This window comes from Pantoea sp. FN0305, from assembly GCF_050113845.1.
Classification (GTDB): Bacteria; Pseudomonadota; Gammaproteobacteria; order Enterobacterales; family Enterobacteriaceae; genus Mixta; species Mixta alhagi.
Genome location: NZ_JBNJSN010000002.1, coordinates 338,970 through 362,228, shown reverse-complemented (window position 1 = coordinate 362,228; position 23,259 = coordinate 338,970). Strand labels below are relative to the sequence as shown.

Annotated in this window: 19 protein-coding genes; 9 read left to right on the top strand and 10 right to left on the bottom strand. The window is 54.9% G+C overall.

Features of this window, described 5'->3' with window-relative positions; translation table 11 throughout:
- Nucleotides 1-61 precede the first annotated feature (61 nt).
- The 6 genes from ACQE3Y_RS05810 to ompX all read right to left on the bottom strand — a co-directional run bounded on the left by ACQE3Y_RS05810 (nucleotide 62) and on the right by ompX (nucleotide 8,022).
- Entirely contained in the window at nucleotides 62-1,558 is a 1,497-nt protein-coding gene (locus ACQE3Y_RS05810) for a sugar porter family MFS transporter (protein ID WP_426974198.1), read from the bottom strand.
- A 393-nt stretch (nucleotides 1,559-1,951) separates the two neighbouring features.
- Nucleotides 1,952-3,493 carry an efflux transporter outer membrane subunit gene (locus ACQE3Y_RS05805; RefSeq protein WP_426981059.1) on the bottom strand — a complete coding sequence of 514 codons (1,542 nt, stop codon included), beginning with the start codon at nucleotides 3,491-3,493 and terminating at the stop codon, nucleotides 1,952-1,954.
- Between the two features lies 1 nt (nucleotide 3,494).
- Nucleotides 3,495-5,063, bottom strand: coding sequence for a DHA2 family efflux MFS transporter permease subunit (locus tag ACQE3Y_RS05800; protein ID WP_250652217.1), 1,569 nt, complete (start codon nucleotides 5,061-5,063; stop codon nucleotides 3,495-3,497).
- Complete coding sequence (locus ACQE3Y_RS05795; RefSeq protein WP_426974196.1) at nucleotides 5,060-6,184, bottom strand: HlyD family secretion protein; 1,125 nt, start codon at nucleotides 6,182-6,184, stop codon at nucleotides 5,060-5,062. Before ACQE3Y_RS05795 ends, ACQE3Y_RS05800 begins: the two co-directional genes overlap by 4 nt.
- A 284-nt stretch (nucleotides 6,185-6,468) precedes the next feature.
- On the bottom strand, nucleotides 6,469-6,930 hold the full coding sequence (mntR, locus tag ACQE3Y_RS05790) for a manganese-binding transcriptional regulator MntR (protein WP_426974195.1): 462 nt from the start codon (nucleotides 6,928-6,930) through the stop codon (nucleotides 6,469-6,471).
- Between the two features lie 579 nt (nucleotides 6,931-7,509).
- The gene (gene ompX, locus ACQE3Y_RS05785; RefSeq protein WP_426974194.1) at nucleotides 7,510-8,022 is read right to left on the bottom strand and encodes an outer membrane protein OmpX; all 513 of its coding nucleotides are present in this window, start codon (nucleotides 8,020-8,022) and stop codon (nucleotides 7,510-7,512) included.
- 389 nt (nucleotides 8,023-8,411) lie between these two features.
- Here ompX and rhtA point away from each other — a divergent pair, with 389 nt between their 5' ends.
- The 6 genes from rhtA to ybiO all read left to right on the top strand — a co-directional run bounded on the left by rhtA (nucleotide 8,412) and on the right by ybiO (nucleotide 15,416).
- Nucleotides 8,412-9,323, top strand: coding sequence for a threonine/homoserine exporter RhtA (gene rhtA, locus ACQE3Y_RS05780; RefSeq protein ID WP_426974193.1), 912 nt, complete (start codon nucleotides 8,412-8,414; stop codon nucleotides 9,321-9,323).
- 378 nt (nucleotides 9,324-9,701) lie between these two features.
- Complete coding sequence (gene dps, locus ACQE3Y_RS05775) at nucleotides 9,702-10,205, top strand: DNA starvation/stationary phase protection protein Dps (RefSeq protein WP_085067488.1); 504 nt, start codon at nucleotides 9,702-9,704, stop codon at nucleotides 10,203-10,205.
- A 335-nt stretch (nucleotides 10,206-10,540) separates the two neighbouring features.
- Nucleotides 10,541-11,287, top strand: coding sequence for a glutamine ABC transporter substrate-binding protein GlnH (gene glnH / locus ACQE3Y_RS05770; RefSeq protein WP_085067489.1), 747 nt, complete (start codon nucleotides 10,541-10,543; stop codon nucleotides 11,285-11,287).
- Between the two features lie 96 nt (nucleotides 11,288-11,383).
- Nucleotides 11,384-12,043 carry a glutamine ABC transporter permease GlnP gene (glnP, locus tag ACQE3Y_RS05765; protein WP_085067490.1) on the top strand — a complete coding sequence of 220 codons (660 nt, stop codon included), beginning with the start codon at nucleotides 11,384-11,386 and terminating at the stop codon, nucleotides 12,041-12,043.
- On the top strand, nucleotides 12,040-12,762 hold the full coding sequence (gene glnQ / locus ACQE3Y_RS05760; protein ID WP_426974192.1) for a glutamine ABC transporter ATP-binding protein GlnQ: 723 nt from the start codon (nucleotides 12,040-12,042) through the stop codon (nucleotides 12,760-12,762). Before glnP ends, glnQ begins: the two co-directional genes overlap by 4 nt.
- A 374-nt stretch (nucleotides 12,763-13,136) precedes the next feature.
- On the top strand, nucleotides 13,137-15,416 hold the full coding sequence (gene ybiO / locus ACQE3Y_RS05755; protein ID WP_426974191.1) for a mechanosensitive channel protein: 2,280 nt from the start codon (nucleotides 13,137-13,139) through the stop codon (nucleotides 15,414-15,416).
- Nucleotides 15,417-15,421: 5 nt separating this feature from the next.
- Here ybiO and rlmF read toward each other — a convergent pair whose 3' ends face one another.
- Nucleotides 15,422-16,357 carry a 23S rRNA (adenine(1618)-N(6))-methyltransferase RlmF gene (gene rlmF, locus ACQE3Y_RS05750; protein ID WP_426974190.1) on the bottom strand — a complete coding sequence of 312 codons (936 nt, stop codon included), beginning with the start codon at nucleotides 16,355-16,357 and terminating at the stop codon, nucleotides 15,422-15,424.
- Nucleotides 16,358-16,481: 124 nt separating this feature from the next.
- On the opposite strand from rlmF, the gene ACQE3Y_RS05745 reads away from it, so the two are divergent.
- Complete coding sequence (locus tag ACQE3Y_RS05745) at nucleotides 16,482-17,114, top strand: flavin reductase family protein (protein ID WP_426974189.1); 633 nt, start codon at nucleotides 16,482-16,484, stop codon at nucleotides 17,112-17,114.
- Nucleotides 17,115-17,249: 135 nt separating this feature from the next.
- Nucleotides 17,250-18,419, top strand: a complete 1,170-nt coding sequence (locus tag ACQE3Y_RS05740; protein ID WP_426974188.1) for a M20 aminoacylase family protein — start codon at nucleotides 17,250-17,252, stop codon at nucleotides 18,417-18,419.
- A 7-nt stretch (nucleotides 18,420-18,426) separates the two neighbouring features.
- Here the strand turns inward: ACQE3Y_RS05740 and ybiB are convergent, their stop codons facing one another.
- The 3 genes from ybiB to ACQE3Y_RS05725 form a co-directional block, all read right to left on the bottom strand.
- Nucleotides 18,427-19,395, bottom strand: a complete 969-nt coding sequence (gene ybiB, locus ACQE3Y_RS05735) for a DNA-binding protein YbiB (protein WP_426974371.1) — start codon at nucleotides 19,393-19,395, stop codon at nucleotides 18,427-18,429.
- Between the two features lie 3 nt (nucleotides 19,396-19,398).
- Nucleotides 19,399-21,573: an ATP-dependent DNA helicase DinG gene (gene dinG, locus ACQE3Y_RS05730; protein WP_426974187.1), complete on the bottom strand. Its 2,175-nt coding sequence runs from the start codon at nucleotides 21,571-21,573 to the stop codon at nucleotides 19,399-19,401.
- Between the two features lie 142 nt (nucleotides 21,574-21,715).
- Nucleotides 21,716-22,234 (bottom strand): N-acetyltransferase family protein, encoded by a 519-nt coding sequence (locus ACQE3Y_RS05725; protein WP_426974186.1) that lies wholly within the window; start codon nucleotides 22,232-22,234, stop codon nucleotides 21,716-21,718.
- Nucleotides 22,235-22,429: 195 nt separating this feature from the next.
- Here ACQE3Y_RS05725 and ACQE3Y_RS05720 point away from each other — a divergent pair, with 195 nt between their 5' ends.
- Nucleotides 22,430-23,164 carry a MerR family transcriptional regulator gene (locus tag ACQE3Y_RS05720; protein ID WP_426974185.1) on the top strand — a complete coding sequence of 245 codons (735 nt, stop codon included), beginning with the start codon at nucleotides 22,430-22,432 and terminating at the stop codon, nucleotides 23,162-23,164.
- Nucleotides 23,165-23,259: the final 95 nt, after the last annotated feature.

Sequence of the window (23,259 nt, the reverse complement as noted above, 5' to 3'; positions counted from 1 at the left end):
TTTGGCGGGCATTGTGCCATAAAAAAAGGCTGGCGAATACCGCCAGCCTTGCGTAACCCCATCAGCTACCGTGCTGTTCCGTCTTGTGTTTGAGCGGCGCAGGCAGTGGAGGCGTTTCACGATCGGGTGAAAGCCAGTCGCGCAGATAGTGCTCAATCTGCTCCAGGCTGCGGTTGCGCGTTTCCGGGATACAGTTAAGCACAAAGATCGCACCGCCGATGCCGATAGCGCCGAAGATAAAGAAAGCGCCTGCCAGCCCCACCGATGCCAGCATCACCGGGAACATCAGCGAGATAAGGAAATTGGCGATCCACATGGCGAATACCGCGCCGCCCATAAAAATACCGCGCAGGCGCGTCGGGAAAATTTCTGACAGCAGCAGCCAGGTCACCGGCGACAGCGCTCCCTGCTGGAAACAAAGAAACATCAGCATGCCCAGCAGCACCATATAGCTACGCAGCATATCGGGCTGGCCGTTAAGGGTTTCCGGCATCAGCCAGCTTACCGCGCCGATAAAGAACAGGCAGGCGGTACAGCCAAACTGTCCGATCATGGTCATGGTGCGACGGCCGATTTTCCCCAGCAGCCAGATGCCGACAAAAGTCATCAACACCGAAATCACGCCATTGGCGATAGTGGCAAACAGCGCGGCGCTGTTGCTCATGCCGACGCTGGTTAATACCGTCGGCGCATAGTACATAATGGTATTGACGCCGGTCAGCTGCTGGATCACCGCCACGCCGATACCGATCAGAAACAGCTTAAACAGCCAGGGCTGTTTAAGCTCGCGCAGCCGTGGTTTTCCCTGATTCTCCTGCTCCTGTAGCGTCTCCTCGATTTCGGTGAGTTCCCATTCAACATCCTCTTTGGCACGGGTACGCTCCAGCACGTGGCGCGCTTCCGCCAGGCGACCTTTCATGGCATACCAGCGCGGCGTATCGGGCATAAACATCATGCCGAACCACAGCAGTACCGCCGGTAAGGTAGCCACAGCCAGCATCCAGCGCCAGGTATCCGCCCCGCCCCAGATAGCGTCAAAGGAGGCGTTAGAGATATAGGCCAGCATCTGACCGGAAACGATCATCAGTTCCTGTAAGGTTACCAGTTGACCGCGCTTATTCGCCGGAGCGATTTCAGCAATATAAACCGGCACCGTCGCCGCCGCGCCACCGACCGCTACGCCCAGCACCAGACGGAAGAAGATCATCCAGTTAACGTCTGGTGCCAGCGAGGTTCCCAGAGCGCCAATGGCGAAGATCACGGCCAGCACCAGAATGATTTTCCGGCGTCCGGCGGCAGAGGCAAAATGCCCGGCCAGCAGCGCGCCAAAGGCGGCGCCGAACAGCAGCGAACTGGTCACCAGCCCGGTGGTGAAAGGCGTGAGATGCAGTTCGTCGCCCATAAACAGCAGCGCACCCGAAATAACCCCGGTATCGTAGCCAAACAGCAATCCGCCCAGCGTTGCGACCACCGCGATCACTTTAACGAAGGGTTCAGCGGGCGTGCTGCTGTTTGGCCCGGAGGCTTTGCTCAGCGTAATGTATTGTTCTTTTGGCATAGTGACTCCAGCAACCTGGTTGAAGTGGAAATCCGATCTGCGCCCTGCTGACAGAACACAAACCTTTCACAGCACAACATAGATTATTTTTTTCATTTAAAATAATAGTGAAATATCAATTTTGTGGAGAGAGTCATAATCTTCGGTCTGAAGGCTGATCCTGGTCACACTATTCCGTTTGCAGGGTTGTTAAATCGCCACAAAACCCGTTACAGGCGTTAACGGCATACGTTTCGTTTTCAGAATAAAAGGAAATTTTTATTTTAAATTATGCTGTGCGGCGGGCCAGGTACAAACCGCGCAAAAAAAAAGCCGCCAGTAGCGTACTGACGGCTTGAGATGCATAACGCAGGCGACGACACCCCTTTGTTTTTATCCCTGCGCGTTAAGCGGTTAACCGGCGGGCGTCGCCGGACCAAACAGGTTAAATTGCGGCAAGGCGACGTTTTGATAATTTTCCCAGCCGCCGCCAAGCGCTTTATAGAGCGCGACCAAATCCAGGCTGCTTTGTACGCGCGCCTGCTCCGCCTGCTGTTTTGCCTGCGCCAGCTGACGCTGCGCATCCAGCACCTCAAGGAAGGTAGAGAGACCTTTTTTATAGCTGTCGCTGGCCAGATCAAAGCTGCTCTGCAGGGCGCTAACGGTTTCATCCATCTGCGTTGCCCGCTCCTGATCGGTACGGTAGCTGACCAGCGCATTTTCCACATCCTGCAGCGCGGTTAGCACCGTTTGCCGATAATTTAATGCAGAGCTGGCCTGCTGGGCACGGGTAAGCTTCACGCTGGAGACCAGCCTGCCCCCCTGAAAAATGGGAATCGACAGCGCCGGACCATAGCTGTAAAAGTGGCTACTCCAGTTATCCAGATAGCTGGCGTCCGTATTGCGCACGCCCAGCTGGCCGGTTAATGAGAGGCTGGGGAAAAGCTGCGCAACCGACACGCCGATATTTGCCGTTGCGGCATGCAGGTTAGCTTCCGCCTGACGAATATCGGGACGACGACGCGCCAGCGTTGAGGGAATGCCTACCGGCACGGCAGCAGGCAGCGCGGGCAGCGCTTTTTCGGCGCTCAGCTCGCTATCCAGCGCGCCGGGCGGTTTGCCCATCAGCACCGCCAGCCCGTTCATCGCCTGACGCGCCTGCGCCTGATACTGCGGCAGCTGAGCGCGTAGCGAGCTAAGCTGCGCGCGGGCGTTTTCCACATCCAGCTGCGGCGCAAGGCCGTTACGCTGCTGGCTTTGCGTCAGCTCCAGCGTCTGCTGCGCCACATCGATTTGGGTTTGCAGCGTGCGCGTTACCGACTGCGCGCCGCGCAGCTGCAGATAAGCGCGCGCGACTTCAGCCTGCAGCGAAACCAGCGCATCGTTGCGGCTCTCTATCGACTCCTGCTGCTGCGCACGGGCGGCTTCTGCCTGTCGGCGTACTTTGCCCCACAGATCCAGCTCCCAGGAGGCGTCAAAACTGCCCTGGTAGAGATTAATCGGCTGCGTCAGGCTATCCAGCGAGGAGCGCAACTCCGGTGCGTTCGCATCCAGCTGATCATATGCGCCGTTGGCTTCCAGCACGCCTTTTGCGCCCAGCTGCTGACGTCTTGCGGATAGATTGCCGTTAACAGCAGGCAACAGTGCGCCGCGCGCCTGCGCCAGCTGCTCCCGCGCGCCGGCAATGCGCAGTACCGCCTGCTGCAATGAGAGATTACCGGCAATGGCGCGGTCGATCAGGCTATTTAGCTGCGGGTCGTTAAAGCTGCGCCACCAGCTGAGATCGATGGCGCGGGGCTGCGGCTTTGACGCTGCCGTTGAAGAGAGATCGCGCCAGCTCACAGGCATTTGAGGCCGGGGCGGCTGGTAATCAGGCCCCACAGCGCAGCCCGCCAGTAGCAATGATAAAGCCAGCAGGCCAGGGCGCGAACGCATTATCCCCTGAGTAACGTTCATGTCAGTGTGCTCCTGCGCTGCCTTCGCTCTTGACCGGCGAAAGCAGGAAACATAAAGGAATCAAAATAAACGCGACAATACCCAACCCGACAAATACATCGACATAGGCCAGGATACGCGCCTGCACAATCATTTCCTGATAGAGCTGACCGGTAGCCAGCGTCAGCGGATCGCCAGCGGCCGAGGTAAAGTCGCGGATACTCTGCGCCCAGCGTTCAACGGTGATATTGAACTGCTCATTCAGTGGCGTCATGTTATGCACCAGATGCGCGCTACGTACCTGTTCGCGCTCGGTTATCGCTGCGGTAGAGAGCGAGATGCCAATCGATCCAGCGACGTTGCGGAACATGGTGAACAGCGCCGAGGCGTCGGCATTCAGCCGCTGCGGAATGGTGGCAAAGGCGATAGTGGTTAATGGCACAAACAGGAACCCCAGGCCGATAGACTGGGCGCTGCGCATCAGCACCAGCGTCGCGAAGTCAACCTGCGGCGTTAAACCAGAAGAGTAGAACATCGACACCGCCAGACAGGTAAAGCCGAAAGCGATAATCCAGCGCGTTTGCACTATCGGCATCAGCTTTAGTACCAGCGGAATGGTGAGCACGATCAGGATCGCGCCCGGCGACAGCACCAGACCGGACCAGGTCGCGGTATAGCCCAGATCCTGCTGCGCCAGCTGCGGCAGCACCACGGAGCTGCCATACAGGATCATCGCCATACCCGCCATCAGCAGGCCGGAAACCCAGAAGTTACGATCGCGTAACACACCGATTTCCACCACCGGCTTACGCGCATACATCAGCCAGTAAATCGCGCCGGTCAGGCCAATCAGGGTCATCACGCCGAAAAACTGAATAAAATGCGAGGCGAACCAGTCTTCATCCTCGCCGCGATCCAGCATGACCTGTAAGCAGCCGAGACCCAATGTAATCAGGCTGATGCCGATATAATCGATGGTTAATTTACCTTTGGCCCAGCGCCGCTCCCACGGCGGATCTTCCAGCAGCTGATAGATCGCCAGCGTAGCGAGGATGCCCACCGGCACGTTAATAAAGAAGACCCAGCGCCAGCTGTAGTTATCCGTAATCCAGCCGCCCAGCGTCGGCCCTATCACCGGCGCCACAATAATCGCAATGGAGGAGAGGCCGAACGCCTTACCGCGATCTTCCGCCTTAAAGTAATCGAGCAGCACCGACTGCTGTACCGGCTGCAGTCCGCCACCAAAAAAGCCCTGCAGAATACGGAACAGAATAATTTGCCACAGCTCCGTGGCGATGCCGCACAGAAACGAGCAAACGGTGAACATCACAATACAGATCAGAAAGTATTGTTTGCGTCCAAACAGGCGGGAAAAGAATGCGGAAATCGGTAGCACGATGCCGTTGGCCACCAGATAGGAGGTGAGTACCCAGGTTGATTCGTCGTAGCTGGAGGAGAGCGTGCCGGCAATATGCGGCAGCGCCACGTTAACGATGGTGGTATCCAGGATTTCCATGAATACCGCCAGCGTTACCGTTACCGCCACCAGCCAGGGATTACTGGCCGGCTGCCAGCTTTGGCTCTGGCTCATTCCACCGTAACCTTAGGCACCACGGAGAGTCCCAGCGGCAGAGGCCTGTTTGGATCAAGCCCTTTATCAATGACAATCTTAACCGGCACGCGCTGTACGATTTTCACGAAGTTGCCGGTGGCGTTCTCCGCCGGGAAGGTAGAGAAACGTGATCCGGAGCCCATCTGAATACTGTCTACGTGCCCTTCCAGCTCCATGTCTGGCCAGGCATCCACGCTAATAGTGACCCTGTCACCAGGTTTCATGCGCTCAAGCTGTGACTCTTTAAAGTTAGCGGTTATCCAGATATCCGGCGAAACCAGTGAAAAGAGCGCGCTACCCGCCTGCACTAACGATCCGGACTGTACATTACGTTTGGTCACAAAGCCATCATAAGGCGCCCGTACTTCGCTATAAGAGAGATTCAGCTCGGCAACATTGAGCTGTGCCTGTGCCTGCTCAACCTGACGACGTCGCGCTTCAACATTGGTCTCCTGCTGACGAATCTGTAATGCCACCTGCGAAGCCACTTCGACCTGTGCCTTCGCACTTTGCAGCTGCGCCTGAGCAGAACGTAGCTGAGCGCTGGCGGTATCAATATTACGTTGTGACGTCGCCCGTGGATCAACGCCGCGCAACCGACGATAGTCTGACTGAGCATTGAGCAGATTGGCTTCGGCCTGCGCCTGCTGCGCCAGCGCCTGATCGCGCTGCGCCGGATACTGTACTTTTGCCAGCGCCAGCTGTGCTTCAGCCTGATGCAACTGCGCCTGCGCCAGTCCCAGCTGTGCTTTTGCCTGATCGCGCTGCGCCTGCGTATCACGCGGGTCAATCAACAACAGCAGATCGCCTTTTTTAACCCGCTGGTTATCGTTAACCAGCAGTTTCACCGCATAACCGGAGGTTTTGGCCGCAATGGTGACCGCATTGCCTTCGGTAAAGGCATCGTCTGTGGTCTCTTCATTTCGCGTGGATAGCCAGAAGAAAAGCGCAACGATAATCATCACCACGACCACCACGCCTAAAACAATCAGCGGTTTTTTACCAGGGCGTTTACGCGGTTGTTCTTGTTCCTGCTGGCCTTCGTCAGGGTCCTGATGCGTTTTATCATCACTGCCCGGCGTATCGTTTGAATGAGTCATAGGTTCCATTTTCCTGCAGTACCAATCCTGAACTTACGATTTGAGATTAGCCGTAGAAGTAAAAATTACAAATGCCAGGATTAATTGACAAATTGAGTGTAGCGGGAAATGGGCAGGGATAAAGGAAAGAAGCCGCATTAGTGATCGGCAGAAAAACAGGTAGCGGAGCGTCTAATCAAGCGCGGCGCTGAAAACGCGCCGCAGAAAAGCATACGGTCAGGGTGGCCCTGGATAAGGCGATACCAACGAAAATTGCCGCCTGGCTGGTCGTATTGGCAGGAAAGTTACTGACGGCTCTCGTAGAACTCACGAAAAATAGTCAGGGTTTCATCGCTGACGTGGTGTTCAATTCCTTCGGCGTCGCGTCGTGCGGTATCGGGGCTAATGCCCAACGCCAGCAGAAACGTCTCAACCACATGATGACGCGCCCGACTCTCTTCAGCCAGCTTCTCCCCTTCGCTGGTTAAAAAGACGCCGCGATAGGGCACCTGCTCTACCAGGCCTACGCTTCCGAGGCGTTTCAGCATTTTCGCCACGGTAGGCTGCGATACGCCCAGGCGTGCCGCCATATCAACCTGACGCGCTTCGCCAAATTCGCGAATCAAATCTGAAATCAGCTCAACATAGTCATCAATCAACTCACGGCGATGCGCCTCGCGAACCTGTCGAAACCCTTCGACATGTTCTTCAATTTCTTTTAACGGCCCATTTATCCTGGCAGGAGCGGGCTTTGCGCGACGACTCATTCAGCTTCCTCTTATTCTTCAACCGGTCATTATCAGGCCCTGCCGGCGTGTTGGCGCATCATTGTAAACCATCAGCAAAGAAGCACAAATTTTAGCTGATTAGCATTGGCTAAAGGATATAGCCAGTGCTATATTTGTAGATAAAGTAGTCAGCCAGTATTAACAGCGGAGGAGCCAAAATGAACGAGCCTTACCTGTTGCTGTTAATTTTTCTGCTGTTTATCGCAGGGCTGTGTCTCTTAATTGTCAGACGTTAATCGGGAGGTTCCCATGAACACAACAAAACACTGTCTGGACTGTGGCAGATGTGTTCAGCGCACGCACCAGGCGAATATAAGCTGGAGAGGTATTCTCTGCTTGCTGACGCAATCGCCTTTTCGTCTGCGCCTGATGCTGCTGGAACGTCTCACAGGCGAATGCGCGCAAAGCGCTAACTGTCCACGTTTAATCTGGCGCGGTTAAACGCGCGGCGGTTCGCTGTACATACCGGCTTTATCTGAAAAGAATATTTCTGTAGGTAACAGCCATAAAAAAACGGCCCTTCAGAGGGCCGTTTTTGTTATCCTGCCAGCGGCAAGATTAGAAGCTGTAGCCAACGCCTGCGATCCAGGTGCCAACGTCAACGTTGCGGATACGGCTCTGCTCGTAGCCTACGTCGATAGCGAAGTTTTCATACGGGTTGAACTGCAGACCAGCACCGTAAGAGAAGCCAACATCGCTGGTGTCGGACTTGTTACGTACAGCCTGTTCGTTCTGCTGGAATTTACCGTAGCCGATACCTACTACGCCGTAGATGCTGGCCCAGTCGTTCAGACGGTAAGCCGGACCACCGGTGATGCCGTAGTACTGGCCTTTGTTGTAAAAGCCATCTTCGCTACGGTCTTTCTCGGTGTAGGTGAAAGAACCGATCCAACCCAGCGGGTTAGAGCCATCTTCGTAACGATATTTCAGGTTGAAGCCGTTAGCTTTATTAGCAACGCCCTGCATATCGCTCTGAGCGTAACCGCCAGTAACGGTGCTTTGAGCCATTGCGGAACCGGCAGATACAGCCAGTACACAAGCCAGTGCTGAAAGACATGCAATTTTTTTCATAACCACCTCAAATGTGATAGTACTTCTCTCCTGACAACGCTGAAAATATAACAAAACTTAGCGGGAAACTCTGCCTCGAAATGGTTGTCTAACCGATAGTTTGGTGTAACAGAAAGTTAATGAAATTTCGTATGTCATTCTTTTTTCTTATGAATTTTACCTTTAAAACCCTCTGAATTCTCTGATCAAAAAAAGGTTCATTAAGATTGTTCTTAAATAAACCTGACGTTTCTTTACGTAAAAACGCCCTTTCTGGTTAACAATCACCCGCTTCGCACGCTTACTTTTAGACGTAAAGCGCAAAATTTCCTCTCGTCGATGACTTTTTTTAGCCTGACTGTACACTGTGGACTTTTAACATCTGATGGATATTTAAGGCGGATTACAGGATGTCTTTGCGCGCTTTGCAAAAAAACCTTGTTTCTTCACAAACTATCATGCCGATAATGGTGATTCTGATCGCCATGATCTCTATACAGTGCGGTGCGGCGCTGGCAAAGACGCTGTTTCCCACCGCGGGCGCAACCGGTATTACCGCGCTGCGTCTGGGTATCGGCACGCTTATTCTTAGCCTGATCTTTAAACCCTGGCGTTTACGCTTTTCCCCACAGCAGCGCAAGGCGCTGATTTTGTATGGCGTTGCGCTGGGTGCCATGAACTATCTGTTCTATCTCTCTATTCGTACTGTTCCGCTTGGCGTGGCGGTTGCGCTGGAGTTTACCGGTCCGCTGACGCTGGCGCTGTTTGGTTCGCGCCGGGCGACTGATTTTATCTGGATTTTGCTGGCAGTGCTCGGGCTCTGGTGGCTGCTGCCGCTGGGCCATAGCTTTAGCCATGTTGATCCGCTCGGCGCAGCGCTGGCCATCGCTGCCGGCGCCTGCTGGGCAGTTTATATTCTGGCTGGCCAGCGCGCTGGCGCAGATCACGGTCCGGCAACGGTGGCGATGGGATCGATTATTGGCTCGCTGATTTTTGTTCCGCTGGGATTAACCTTTGCCGCCGACACCATTTGGCAACTCTCTATCCTGCCGATGGCGTTTGCGGTAGCGGTACTTTCCAGCGCCCTGCCCTATTCCCTGGAGATGGTGGCGCTGACAAGGTTGCCTGCGCGCACTTTCGGTACTCTGATGAGCCTGGAGCCAGCAATGGCAGCAATCTCCGGCATGCTGTTTCTTAACGAATTACTGACGCTGATGCAGTGGATGGGGTTACTGGCAATTATCATTGCCTCGGCGGGTTCTACTATTACCAGCCGCCCGCGTCATGCCGTGGTAACGGAAAGCGGAAAAATAACAGAGTAGTGTGATTACGAATATTCTTATTCAGCCTGACTTAACAGGCTGAATAAGCGCTTTTTTATTATTTTGTAATATTCTTAACGCCGTAATGATATTGGCTTGTTTATATTTTGTTATATTTCATAAAATTTATTATCAATATTTTCCATCTGTACAGTAATGAAAAATAAATATTTAAATTCATAAATTTAAATAATTAACTTTTTGTGCCCGCCATTTTCTTTGCTGGTTCTCTGACGAAAGCGCTAAAAAATTTCTTTACCCAACAGTTTGATAAGCGCTATCTGTTCAATAGGCAGTAACTTTCCTGCAGCCTCTAAATCCGGTGCTATACTTAATTCCGTGCTTAATTAGGACATACGACATTAGAGGATATTAATGATGAGTACCGCAAAACTGGTAAAAAACACATCTTCCGATCTGATCTACACCCGTAATGACGTGGCAGAGAGTGAGAAAAAAGCCACCATCGAGGTACTTAATCGTCTGGTTGTTGAATTCATCGACCTGTCGCTGATCACTAAGCAGGCGCACTGGAATATGCGTGGCGCTAACTTTATTGGCGTACACGAGATGCTGGACGGCTTCCGTACTACGATCACCGACCACCAGGATACCATGGCAGAACGTGTGGTACAGCTGGGCGGCGTGGCGTTGGGTACCGCACAGGTAGTGGTAGATAAGACGCCGCTGCAGAGCTACCCGCTGAATATTCATAGCGTACAGGATCATCTGAAAGCGCTGGCAGATCGCTACGGTCTGGTAGCTAACGACGTGCGTAAAGCCATCGGCGAAGTTAAAGATGAAGACACAGCGGATATTCTTACCGCAGCGTCACGCGATCTGGACAAATTCCTGTGGTTTATCGAATCAAACATCGAATAATCTGACATTGATTTAGCAAAGAAGCGGATGGTTGCCATCCGCTTTTTTTTTGCATTTTTAACATATATTTATGACATATTTAACAATATAAACACTTCAAGGTTCACCTTCCGCTCTTTTTCTGGCTCAATCCCTGAGGGCATTGCACCAAATTACGGCAATGCACCAAAAAGGGTCACAACTTTAGTGCATTGGCAGAATTATCTGAATCTTTGGGCTTATCCTGTCCGTTAAGCACTGGTTTCTTCCAGTTATGTAAAGTTGGCATAGATTTTTCATATGACCATCAGCAACAGCGGTGCAACAGGTACCGCATCGGTAATAAGGATAAAATGATGAAGTCTGTTTTTAAGCTTTCCCTTGCTGCTTTAGCGTTAACGTTTGCCGTTTCCGCCACCGCGGCGGAGAAAAAACTGGTTGTCGCAACCGATACAGCGTTCGTCCCGTTTGAGTTTAAGCAGGGCGACAAGTATGTCGGTTTCGACATTGATTTGTGGGATGCCATCGCAAAACAGCTCAACCTTTCCTATAGCCTGAAGCCGATGGATTTCAGCGGTATTATTCCTGCCCTGCAGACGCGTAATGTCGATCTCGCACTGGCGGGCATTACCATTACCGACGAGCGTAAAAAAGCGATCGATTTTTCTGATGGCTACTACAAAAGCGGTCTGCTGGTGATGGTGAAAGCCAACAATGATGAAGTAAAAGGCATCAACGATCTTAACGGCAAAGTGGTTGCCGTGAAGAGCGGTACCGGCTCGGTTGACTATGCGAAAAAGCATATTAAAACCAAAGATCTGCGCCAGTTCCCGAACATTGATAACGCCTACATGGAGTTGGGCACCAACCGTGCGGATGCCGTGCTGCACGATACGCCAAACATCCTCTATTTTATCAACACCGCAGGCCGTGGACAGTTTAAAGCAGTAGGCGACTCTCTTGAAGCACAGCAATATGGCATCGCCCTGCCGAAAGGAAGCGATGAACTGCGCGAGAAGATTAACGGCGCGCTGAAAACGCTGCGTGACAACGGCACCTACAATACCATCTATAAAAAATGGTTCGGCAGCGAGCCGAAATAAACCTGAAGCCTGAAAGCGTTAGCCACGTCAGGGATGCCTACGCATCCCTGCGTTTCTTTATTGCAACAATGACGGATTTTTTCCGGAGAAAACACCATGGAATTTGACTGGAGCGTGATCTGGCCAGCCATTCCCCTTCTGCTGGAAGGGGCCAAAATGACCCTGCTGATCTCAGTGCTTGGCCTGATTGGCGGCCTGGTTATCGGCGTTATCGCCGGTTTCGCCCGCGCTTACGGCGGCTGGCTGACCAATAATATCGCGCTGGTTTTCATTGAGCTGATTCGCGGTACGCCGATTGTGGTGCAGGTGATGTTTATCTATTTCGCCCTGCCAATGGCCATACCTGACCTGCGTATTGATCCCTTCACTGCGGCGGTAGTGACGATTATCATCAACTCCGGCGCCTATATTGCGGAAATTACCCGTGGCGCGGTGCTGTCGATTAACAAAGGATTCCGTGAAGCGGGTCTGGCGCTTGGCCTGTCGCGCCGGGAAACCCTGCGCTATGTGATTATGCCGCTGGCGCTGCGCCGTATGCTGCCGCCGCTGGGCAATCAGTGGATTGTCAGTATCAAGGATACCTCGCTGTTTATCGTTATCGGCGTTGCCGAGCTGACCCGTCAGGGGCAGGAAATTATTGCCGGTAACTTCCGCGCGCTGGAAATCTGGAGCGCGGTGGCGATTATCTATTTGGTTATTACGCTGGTGTTGAGCTTCGTGCTGCGTCGCCTTGAAAAAAGGATGAAAATCCTGTGATTGAATTTAAAAACGTTTCCAAGCACTTTGGACAAACTCAGGTGCTGCACAATATCGATCTGAAGATTAATCAGGGCGAAGTGGTGGTGATTATTGGCCCATCCGGCTCGGGTAAGTCTACCCTGCTGCGTTGTATCAACAAGCTGGAAGAGATCACCAGCGGCGAGCTGATCGTCGATGGTTTAAAGGTTAACGATCCCAAAGTGGATGAGCGTCTGATTCGTCAGGAAGCGGGCATGGTTTTCCAGCAGTTTCATCTGTTTCCGCAGATGACCGCACTGGAAAATGTCGCTTTCGGCCCAATCCGGGTACGCGGCACCAAAAAAGAGGCGGCGCATCAGCTGGCGAAAACGCTGCTGGCGAAGGTTGGCCTGGCGGAGCGCGCTCACCACTATCCTTCCGAGCTATCGGGCGGTCAGCAGCAGCGCGTCGCTATTGCGCGTGCGCTGGCGGTTAAGCCCAAGATGATGCTGTTTGATGAGCCGACTTCAGCGCTCGATCCAGAGCTGCGTCATGAGGTGTTAAAGGTCATGCAGAATCTGGCTGAGGAAGGGATGACGATGGTTATCGTGACGCATGAAGTGGGCTTTGCACAACAGGTGGCTTCACGACTGATCTTTATTGATAAGGGTCGCATTGCGGAAGATGGCCCGCCCGATACGCTGATCTCTAATCCACCCAGCGAACGTCTGCGCGAGTTTTTACAGCACGTTTCTTAATCGCCCCCTGGGTCTGGCCTGTCAGACAACTGAGCAGCTGAGGCGCGGGGAGCCCGAGCAGAAGAGTAAAGCGTCCCGCGCCATGGATGGCGCGGGCCGAGCTGTCAGGGATGACGTTTTTTGCGTCTTTACGATCGGCCTGGGCTCTCTGCGCAGGCACGATGTTATTACCCTACATAACTCATCTGCTGATGGTTCTGCCCTGGCTACTAAGCCGTGTAAAGGGGAGAATTAACCCTCTGCATGCCCTTCCCCTGCAACCATAAAAGTCATTTTCTCCGCCAGTCTGACCTCAGGATTCAGACTATTGCCTCAGCATCAGCGTCTATACTTTTCAGAGGCTTCTGCCGTACCGGTTGCTATTGGGGAGAAAGATGTTGGGAATAAACGTCGTGTGGTGTCGTCTGCGTCAGGGGGTTCTGTGTGTATTACTGCTATGCCTGATATCGGCAGCACAGGCCGTGTCGCTGCCCGCTGCCGCCGTTGCCAGCCAGCAGGCTCAGAAACCCGCCAGCGAAGCGGCAACGCATGAACCAACCATCGAAGAGAAAAAAGCGGCCTGGCTTGCTCTGGCAACCATTCTGGAAAACGATGAGTCGCGTCAGGCGCTGATTAAACAGCTGCGCGAAGCCGCCGCCAGCCCCTCCACCACTAACGAGCCAGCGCTAACGCCGCCGAACGCCGCCGAAGAGCAGGAAGATAAAACCGTTCTGCAAAGCATTACCGACGTCACGCGCGAATATGGCGGACAGTTCGCCGGCAGTTTTATTCGTCTTTATAACAATATCCTCTCCGCGCCGCAGAAAGCCTTTAACAAGGCCACCTTCTTTAACGCGTTTAACCACTTCCTGATGCTGGCCGTGGCGCTGTTCGCCTTTTACTGGGCGATACGCATGCTGGTCACGCCGCTTTACCGCCAGATGGGCCGCTGGGGCCGCAAAAAAAGCAATCAGCCAGACAGCTGGCTGCATCTGCCGTTAACCATTATCGGCGCCTTTGCGATTGACCTGCTGCTGCTGGCGCTGGCGCTGTTTGTTGGACAAATCCTTAGCAACAATCTGAATGCGGGCAGCCGCACCATTGCCTATCAGCAGGGCCTGTTTCTGAATGCCTTTGCGTTAATTGAATTCTTTAAGACAGTGCTGCGCATGATCTTCTGTCCGCGCTTTCCTGAACTACGCCCGTTTTCATTTAACGATATGCGGGCACGCTACTGGCATACCCGCCTTAGCTGGCTCAGCGGCGTGATTGGCTATGGCTTACTGGTGGTAGTGCCGATTGTCTCTAATCGGGTCAATGTGCAAACCGGCGCGCTGGTCAACGTCATTATTATGGGGTTAATGACCGGCTGGGCGCTGTGGCTGATATTTCATAACCGCCGCAGCATACAGCGCGAACTCATTGCGCTTTCCGAACGCTCGTTATCCTTTTTTACGCTGTTTATTCGCGCCTTCGCCTTTGTCTGGCACTGGATCGCCAGCGCCTACTTTATTGTGCTGTTCTTCTTCTCCATCTTTAACCCCGGCGGCAGCCTGAAATTCATGATGTCGGCGACGCTGCGCAGCCTGGTAATTATCGGCCTGGGTGCCGTGGTGTCCGGCATGCTGACGCGCTGGATCAGTAAAACCATTACCCTTTCGCCTGAGCTGCGCCGCAACTATCCAGAGCTACAAAAACGGGTCAATAGCTGGATCTCCTTTATGCTGAAAGCCGCGCGTATTCTCACGGTCTTCGCCGTGCTGTTGCTGCTGCTGAATGCCTGGCAGCTGTTCGACCTCTGGTACTGGCTTACCGTGGGCGCGGGTGAACAGCTGGTGGATGTGCTGATCCGGGTATTTATGATCCTGCTCTTCTCTGCCGTAGGCTGGACCTTACTGGCCAGCCTGATAGAAAGCCGTCTCTCTTCTGATATTCACGGTCGTCCGATGCCCAGCGCACGCACGCGTACGCTGCTCACGCTGTTTCGCAACGCGCTGGCGGTGGTCATCAGCACCATTACCATCATGATATTGTTATCGGAAATCGGCGTTAATATCGCGCCGCTGCTGGCGGGGGCCGGCGCGCTGGGTTTGGCGGTCTCTTTTGGCTCGCAAACGCTGGTCAAAGATATTATTACCGGGATTTTTATTCAGTTTGAAAATGGTATGAATACCGGCGATCTGGTTACCATCGGGCCGCTAACCGGCACCGTGGAACGTATGTCGATCCGCTCGGTTGGGGTGCGCCAGGATACCGGGGCGTATCATATTATTCCCTGGTCTTCGATCACCACCTTCGCCAACTTTGTCCGTGGCATTGGTTCCTTTGTGGCGAATTACGATGTCGATCGCAGCGAAGATAGCGATCGCGCTAATGCCGCGCTGCGCTCCGCCGTGAATGAACTGATGGCGCGTGAAGATATCCACGCCTTTATTATTGGCGAGCCAAATTTTGCCGGGCTGGTTGGTCTAACCGAGCGCGCCTTTACCGTGCGCGTATCAATTACCACTCAGCCGTTAAAGCAGTGGACGGTGCGCTTTGCGCTGGATGAACTGGTGAAAAAACATTTTGATGCGGCAGGCATTAAGGCGCCGCGCCAGACGGTACAGGTTGTCCCATCCGGCGGCGACAGCACCGACGCGGCGGCAATAAAAAGCCTGCCGGCGCCGGACTAAGTGCCTCAGGGACGCGGCTTCATCAGTCGCGTCCGCGCCGCGCTCTCCTGAAAGGTCCAGGCGATAAAGCGGCTCTGCTTCTGCCCCTGCGCCATATCAACAATTCGTACCTCGTGCGCGCCTGCGTCGGTTAACGCCTGGCGCAGCGCAGGCAGATGCTCGCGGCGTGACACCAGTGAGGTGAACCATATTACCTGGCGCGCATAACTCACGCTTTCGCTGATCATCTGACCGATAAAGGCTTTTTCACCGCCTTCGCACCACAGCTCCGCCTGCTGGCCGCCAAAATTGAGCGGCGCATCTTTCGCCAGGCCCAGATTACGCACCTTGCGGGCGCTGCCTTCCGCAGCCTGCTCGCTGGAGGCGTGGAACGGCGGATTACAGACCACGGCGTGATAGAACTCATTTTTATGAATAATGCCCTGGAACATCCGATCGCTGTTTGGCTGACGACGCAGGCGAATGGCGCGACGCAGTGCTGGGTTAGCTTCCAGGATCGCCCCAGCGGCCTTCATCGCCTGCGCGTTCACTTCAGAACCGGTAAAGCGCCAGCCATATTCACGGAAACCAATCAGCGGATAGATGCAGTTCGCGCCGCAACCAATATCCAGCACGTTAATATCGCGCGGCACCTGCTGTGCATTATCCTGGGCCAGCAGATCGGCCAGCCAGTGCAGATAATCTGCACGTCCCGGCACCGGCGGACACAAAAAGCCATCCGGGATATCCCAGCTGTGGATCTGATAAAAATGTTTTAGCAGCGCCTGATTCAGCGTTTTCACCGCCTGCGGATCGGCAAAATCGATCGAGCTGTCGCCGCGCGGCGTGGTGATAATAAAGGGCTGCAGCGGCGGATGGGCCGCGCTCAGCGCAGCAAAATCATAGCGCTCGCGATGACGGTTTCGGGGATGCAGTTGGTTTTTAGTGGCGGGCTGTTTCATCAGGCTCTCTCTTGGGTAACGGCGCGTAAGATACCCGCTCCGGAAAAAACCGTAAACAATTGACGTGCATTTTTTCACGCCGAAGCGGCTAAGATGAAGCTGTCGCTTAACTCTAAGGATAATTATGTCTCGTCAACGTTACTCCTATCAACCCCGTGCGGGCCACGGTCTGCCGCACGATCCCTTTAATGCGATCGTTGCGCCGCGTCCTATTGGCTGGATCAGTTCACTCAGCGCTTCTGGCGTGCGCAACCTGGCTCCCTACAGCTTTTTTAACAGCTTTAACTATCAGCCGCCGATTATTGGTTTCGCCAGTCTCGGTAAAAAAGACAGCTTGCGCAATATTCTGGAAACCAAAGAGTTTGTCTGGAATCTGGTCACGCGCCCGCTGGCGGAAGCGGCCAATGAAAGCTCCGCTTCGGTGGCGCAGGAGGTAGATGAGTTTATGTTAGCAGGCGTGACGCCCATCAGCGGCGATCTGGTCAGGGCGCCGATGGTGGCGGAAAGTCCGGTTAACTTTGAATGCCGCCTGACGCAGCATCTGCAGTTACAGAATGCCGACGGCGCGCCGCTGGATAGCTGGCTGATCCTCGGCGAGGTGGTTGCGGTACATATTGATGATGCGCTGCTGGAAGAGGGCATTTATCAGACCAGCAAAGCGCAACCGGTTCTGCGCGCCGGTGGCCCCAGCGCCTGGTACGGCATCAGCGAAGCCCAGCGCTTTGAGCTGCAACGCCCGGACGCGCGCAAAAAGTAACTACCCAGCGCCGCGATTTAGCCATTAAATAACCACGACTGTTTTACGTCGCAACCGATAGACTGCACCGGTTCTCTCTTCTAGAGTGAAGTTATTCCGCTGCGCAAACAGGCGCGGCTCGAAGAGAGGACCGTTATGAGTTTACCCGCAGCGTTAATTGAAGAGGCGGTGCAATGGCGCCGTCAGCTGCACGCTCAGCCAGAGCTGGGCTACCAGGAACAGCATACTGCCCATTTTGTTGCCGAACAGCTACGCAGTTTTGGCTTACAAGTGGCGACCGGCATCGCCAAAACCGGCGTTATTGGCACCCTGGAGTGTGGTCCTGGCCCTACGATTGGCCTGCGCGCCGATATGGATGCTTTACCCATTACGGAACGAGGAGAGCAGCCCTGGCGATCGCAGCGCCCCGGCGCTATGCACGCCTGCGGTCACGATGGTCATACCGCTATTTTGCTGGCCAGCGCGAGGTGGCTGGCGCAGACGCGCCGCTTCAGCGGCACGGTGCATTTTATTTTTCAGCCTGCCGAAGAGAATCTGGGCGGCGCACGTCAAATGGTGGAGGAAGGGCTGTTCCAGCGCTTTCCGATGGACGCCGTTTATGCGTTGCACAACTGGCCTGGCCTGCCGTTAGGCACGTTGGCGGTCAACGATGGCGCAATGATGGCCTCCCTCGATTCGTTTGAAATAACCCTTACCGGCAAAAGCTGTCACGCCGCCATGCCGGAGTGCGGTGCCGACCCCATTGTAGCGGCGGCCCAGCTGATTCTGGCATTGCAAACGATTCCTGCGCGCCGGCTGTCACCGCTGGCCTCGTCCGTGGTCAGCGTTACCCAGATCCAGGGCGGAGAAGCCATTAATGTGATCCCGGAGGCGGTGACGCTGCGCGGTACCGTGCGCTGTTTACAAAGCGAGGTCAGGGAGAAAGTACGCGGGCTTATCGGGTCGTTTGTGGAGGTTCTGCCGCAGCCGCTGGGAGTTGAGGGAACGATTTGCTGGTATCCCGGCTATCCGGTGACACAAAATCATGCTCTGCCCGCCGCACGCGTGCGCGAGGCGGCTATCGGGTTGTTCGGCGCGGAACAGGTACGCTGGCAGGTGGATCCCTCAATGGCGTCAGAAGATTTCGCCTGCATGCTGGAAGCCTGCCCCGGCGCCTATTTCTGGATCGGTGCCGATGGCGATACGCCGTCCCGTGCGCTACATAACGCCAGCTATGACTTTAACGATGCGCTGATTGAACCGGCTATCGCCTTCTGGCAGCGGCTGGTTGAGAGCCATTTGCCGCTGCCGGTAAATCAACGCTAGCGTCGGCTCAGTAGCCCGCCGCTGCCAGCGCCGCCAGGCCCTCATCCAGCGAGGCGCTGCGACCGCTGGCCAGATAGCAGCAGGCGATCTGCAGCCGTAATGATTGCGGTACCGGACGAGATTTTTCCAGCACCTGCTGGATCCAGGCGGCAGTGACTGTCGCCTCTTTGCTTTCCGGCAGATCGCAGGTGCACTCCGGCTGACGCGCCACCAGCTCTTGCGGTTCCGCCGCCGCACCGTGGATCAGGTTAATAGCGGGGCAGCGCAGCGGATTGGCGTAAACTTCCCCTTCCGTGCCGTTCAGTAGTAATGCCCTGCCGCCCTGCGCGCTGAAAAATTTTGCCACGCGTGGAATATATTCGGGATGGGAAACGCTGGCGAAACGCAGCGCTGCGGCCTCGTCAAAAGGGGTAATCAGCTTAGCCAGCGTGTGCGCGCTGTTACGCACGCCCAGACGCCAGCGCAGCCCCAGCTGTTTGGCCAGCGGCGCACAAAGATTGTCTACGGTGATAAACACCGGCTCGCCCTGCTCCAGTTTCGCCTGCGCGTTTTGCGCATCGCTGACGGCAGCAATGCCAAGCGCCTGGAAAACGGTCTCGCTGGTCACGCGCGTGGCATCGTCGCTGACGCCATGTACCACCACCGGGAAGCCAAGACGAGAGAGCAGCAGCGCCAGCAGCGGCGTCAGATTGCCCTGACGGCGTGCGCCATTGTAGCTGGGGATCACGATGGGCAGCGGCTTGCCCGCCGGTGGCGTCAGCGAAAGCACTCGCTCCTGTACGGCGCGATAGAAACCGGTCATTTCCGCCTCGCCTTCCCCTTTGATACGCATCGCAATCAGCAGCGAACCCAGCTCCAGATCCGGCACTTCGTCGTTAAGCATGGCGCGATAAAGCTGATACGCGCTCTCTTCATCCAGATCGCGCGCATGGTTTTTGCCACGGCCCACTTCTTTAATCAGTTTGTTGTACTGCAACATTTAATGCTTTTCCTTTTTTCGACGCCGCGCCGCCGGTACGGGCCTGGGTTTGCTGGTGCTTACCGGTGCTATGGTGCCTTCAGGCATCGGCGGCTGCTCTATGGGAAAAACCGGCAGGGCTTTTAACAGGCGTGCACCGTATGCTTTGGTGATCAGCCGCCGATCGTAAATCACAATTTCACCAAAGCACTGATGGCTTCGGATCAATCTCCCCACCTGCTGGATCAGACTAAATGAGGCGCTGGGCAGACTTTGCACCTCAAACGGGTAGCGCTTCAGGCTCTTCAGCCACTCCCCTTCGGTTAAAATTACCGGACTGTCCACCGGTGGAAAAGCGATTTTGTGAATATGTACCTGAGAAAGCAGCTCGCCTTTTAAATCCAGCCCTTCAGCAAAAGATTGCAGGCCCACCAGCACGCTCGCCTCGCCCTGCTCTACCCGCTTGCGATGCAGCTCTACCAGCCGGTAGCGCGGCTGATCGCCCTGCACCAGCAGCATCAGCCGCAGATCGCTCAGGTGCGTCAAAAACTGCTGCATGGCGCGGTTGCTGGCAAACAGCACCAGCATGCCTTTGTGCTGGCCCGCTTTCACCTGATGGCGAAAGAAATGAGCCATTTCAGCGATATGCTGCGCCTCATTTGCCATCAGCGGCTCAAAGCGCATCTGGGGGATAATCAGCTTGCCTTGCTCAACATGATTAAACGGCGAGCCGAGCGCCACAAAGCGATCTCCCACCTTTTCGTTAAGCCCGGAAAGTTCCTGTAATCGGTTAAAGCTGTTCAGCGATTGCAGCGTTGCCGAAGTCAGCACCACATGCGGCACTTTTCGCCACAGTAGCTTCTCCAGCTGTTCACTCACGCGAATACCGGCGCAGTGGAAAAAGAGGTGTGGCTGGCCTTCCCGCAGTTCGCGGCTGACCCATTTCGAAACCGGCGCGCCGGAGGCCTGCTCCATCGACGCCAGCCGCCACAGTTTGCTGATGCTTTCAAACCAGCCGAAAGCGCGGTTCATCTGCAGCATCGTACGGTGCAGGCGCACCACATCGTATTGTCCGCTCTTTTCGCTGAGATCGTTTAACAGCCCTTCCGCCAGCCCGCGCAGCCCGTCGCTCAGTTTGAAAAGGCGGGCGCATAAGGTTTGCATCTCTTCCGGCAGTTGCCCCATTTCAAAGCGATGTTCACCTTCCTGCGGCTCTGGCGGCAGCCACAGCGCCAGAATACGCGTCAGGCTGGCGAGATGTTCGCGCCATTCGTCACAGTGGGTTTTTAACCGCTCGGGATTCGCCAGCGGCGGCGGTGATTTTGGCCGAAACTGCGCCATACAGGTTTCCACCAGGCGCACAAACAGATCAAGTTGCAGGCTGGTCCAGGCGGCGGTGATGTCAGCGCTGGTTTCCAGCGCATCGCGCGCTACTTCCGGCAGATGGTGGCCTTCATCCAGCACCAGCAGCAAATGCTTCGCTGGTGGCAGCACCGATTCGCTCTCCAGCGCCGCCATCACCAGCGCATGGTTAGCCACCACCACGTCCGCCTGCTCGATCTCCCGCCGGGCGACAAAAAAGGGACATTCGCGATACCAGTGGCAGTTGCGCGCCAGGCAGTTAGCCTTATCGGTGCTTAAGCGCTGCCAGAGCGTATCGTCGATCGCCTCTTCGCAGTGATCGCGCAGGCCGTCCCACTGATGCCGATCCAGCGACTTTTCCAGTTTGGTACAGAGCTTGCGCTCATCTTTGTTGGCCACCAGATTGTCATCGAGAAACAGCAGCAGATCGCCCTGCTTTTCGCTGTCGGTCGCCAGCGCGTTCAGGTTACGCGGGCAAACATAGCGCCCGCGCCCAAAGGCGGCGGTGAATTTTAGATCGGGGATTATTTTTCGCAGCAGCGGCAGATCTTTACTAAAAATCTGATCCTGCAGCGCGACGTTCGCGGTGCTGATCACCAGCGGTTTCTCTTCGGCACGGCCAACGGCAATGCCCGGGATCAAATAGGAAAGGGTTTTGCCCACCCCGGTCGGCGCTTCGATCGCCAGATGACGCCCATCGTCACCGGCCAGGGTTTTTGCCACTTCGGCAATCATCTGCCGCTGCGGCGCGCGTGGAATAAAATCGGGAACCTGCTGCTGCAGCGCTTTATACCATTCGCCAATCTGCGCTTTTAACGCTGCGGTTAATGCCATCTTGCTCTCTTCCTGCGTTGATAACCTGTATTTTTACACAGTATGACGCTGGCGTCAGCCGCTTATCAGCGAATATGGAAGAGCGCTTCCGGCATTTATAGCTGCACAGCAGCGGCGTTGCGTTCAGCCGCCAAGCGTAAAATCAGGCCAGCCGCTTATACATCACGGTGGTGGCATCCATCGCGCCTTCCGTTGACTGCGCGTAATAAGGAATAGCTCCGGCAACTTCCCAGCCCAGCGACAGGTAAAGCAGACTGGCGATATCGCCGCTGCGAGTATCCAGCACCATCAGGCTGCGCCCTGCCTGTTTAACCAGTTGCTCCGCCCGCTCCATCAACTCACGCGCAATGCCCTGCCGCCGCGCCGCCGGATGTACCAGCAGCTTGCTGATTTCAGCGCGATGGCGTCCGTTGGGCATCATATTCCATAACACCATCACCGTGGCGACAATCTGCTGTTGCTGACGCGCCACCAGCAGCAGCCGATCGCCCTGTTCGAGGCCATTAAAATTATCCTGCCAGAAATTTCTCATCACTTGTCGATCGTCAGGATCGATAAATCCCACGCTGGCACCTGCGTTGACGCACCCCTGCAGAACATCGGTTAATGCTTCCAGCTCGTTTATCGCCTGCTGCCGATTAATAATTTGATATTCAATCATCTTTGCTCCACCAGTAAATGATGCGCCTGTTTGGCCTCTGGCGCGTAACGTTCAGAAACAGGAAATGTGTCTCTGAGAGTTACCGGCTTTGCGGTCTGGATCAAGTTGTACAACTAAAAAAACTATGTACACGTTAACTCAGCTCCGCTAAGGTTAACGCAGATAATGTATTTAAAATGCAAGTTGAGGCAGTCAATGGCCCTGTACAGCATCGGTGATGTCGCCGAACGCTGTGGTATAAACCCTGTAACGTTACGCGCATGGCAGCGTCGCTATGGGCTGCTTAAGCCACAGCGCACCGAAGGCGGGCATCGACAGTTTGATGAGGAAGATGTTCAGCGTATCGAAGAGATCAAGCGCTGGATAGAGAGCGGCGTACCGGTAGGCAAAGTCAAATCGCTGCTGGAAGGCGAAAATATTGATACGCACGACGGCTGGCTGGCGTTGCAGGAAGAGGTAATGAGCGTGCTACGCCACGTTCGTCCGGCGAAACTACGGGCTAAAATCGCCAATATCGGTCGTGAGCATTCTGTAGATGCGTTAATTGATCATGTGTTTGTGCCGGTTCGTCAGCGGCTTGGGCTTGATCAAAACACGGCGAAAACCATGTGCAGTCTGCTGGATGGCGCCCTGATCGATTATGTCGCCTTTTACCTGAGCAGCGTACGTAAAAAGGCAGGAAAGGATGCGCTGCTGCTCGGTTGGGGGGTGGAAGACCGTACCCGTATCTGGCTGGAAGCCTGGCGTTTGTGTCAGCAGGGCTGGCGTGTCGACGTGCTGGCAGAACCGCTGGATAACCCCCGCCCGGAACTCTTTCCGGGTCAGCAAATTTTTGTCTGGACGGGTAAAAAACTGACCCGCCGACAAGCAGAGCAGTTTACTCACTGGCATGAGCAGGGCTTCTCAATCAGCCTGCACGGGCCGAGTTAAAAATGGCGTAAATTGCCTGGTCGCCAGGCACGGATCGGGTTATGATCCGCTCTCTTGTTTGATCGTTACAGGCAGTATTATGAACTGGCAAAAAT

Excerpts from the sequence above, each read along its gene's own strand:
- ACQE3Y_RS05795 (WP_426974196.1), bottom strand. The coding sequence starts at position 6,184 with ATGACTCATTCAAACGATACGCCGGGCAGTGATGATAAAACGCATCAG.
- ACQE3Y_RS05745 (WP_426974189.1), top strand. The coding sequence starts at position 16,482 with ATGTCTCGTCAACGTTACTCCTATCAACCCCGTGCGGGCCACGGTCTG.
- ACQE3Y_RS05800 (WP_250652217.1), bottom strand. The coding sequence starts at position 5,063 with ATGAGCCAGAGCCAAAGCTGGCAGCCGGCCAGTAATCCCTGGCTGGTG.
- ompX (WP_426974194.1), bottom strand. The coding sequence starts at position 8,022 with ATGAAAAAAATTGCATGTCTTTCAGCACTGGCTTGTGTACTGGCTGTA.
- dinG (WP_426974187.1), bottom strand. The coding sequence starts at position 21,573 with ATGGCATTAACCGCAGCGTTAAAAGCGCAGATTGGCGAATGGTATAAA.
- ACQE3Y_RS05725 (WP_426974186.1), bottom strand. The coding sequence starts at position 22,234 with ATGATTGAATATCAAATTATTAATCGGCAGCAGGCGATAAACGAGCTG.
- ACQE3Y_RS05805 (WP_426981059.1), bottom strand. The coding sequence starts at position 3,493 with ATGAACGTTACTCAGGGGATAATGCGTTCGCGCCCTGGCCTGCTGGCT.
- glnH (WP_085067489.1), top strand. The coding sequence starts at position 10,541 with ATGAAGTCTGTTTTTAAGCTTTCCCTTGCTGCTTTAGCGTTAACGTTT.
- ACQE3Y_RS05740 (WP_426974188.1), top strand. The coding sequence starts at position 17,250 with ATGAGTTTACCCGCAGCGTTAATTGAAGAGGCGGTGCAATGGCGCCGT.
- glnP (WP_085067490.1), top strand. The coding sequence starts at position 11,384 with ATGGAATTTGACTGGAGCGTGATCTGGCCAGCCATTCCCCTTCTGCTG.
- rlmF (WP_426974190.1), bottom strand. The coding sequence starts at position 16,357 with ATGAAACAGCCCGCCACTAAAAACCAACTGCATCCCCGAAACCGTCAT.
- ACQE3Y_RS05720 (WP_426974185.1), top strand. The coding sequence starts at position 22,430 with ATGGCCCTGTACAGCATCGGTGATGTCGCCGAACGCTGTGGTATAAAC.
- dps (WP_085067488.1), top strand. The coding sequence starts at position 9,702 with ATGAGTACCGCAAAACTGGTAAAAAACACATCTTCCGATCTGATCTAC.
- mntR (WP_426974195.1), bottom strand. The coding sequence starts at position 6,930 with ATGAGTCGTCGCGCAAAGCCCGCTCCTGCCAGGATAAATGGGCCGTTA.
- ybiO (WP_426974191.1), top strand. The coding sequence starts at position 13,137 with ATGTTGGGAATAAACGTCGTGTGGTGTCGTCTGCGTCAGGGGGTTCTG.
- ACQE3Y_RS05810 (WP_426974198.1), bottom strand. The coding sequence starts at position 1,558 with ATGCCAAAAGAACAATACATTACGCTGAGCAAAGCCTCCGGGCCAAAC.
- rhtA (WP_426974193.1), top strand. The coding sequence starts at position 8,412 with ATGTCTTTGCGCGCTTTGCAAAAAAACCTTGTTTCTTCACAAACTATC.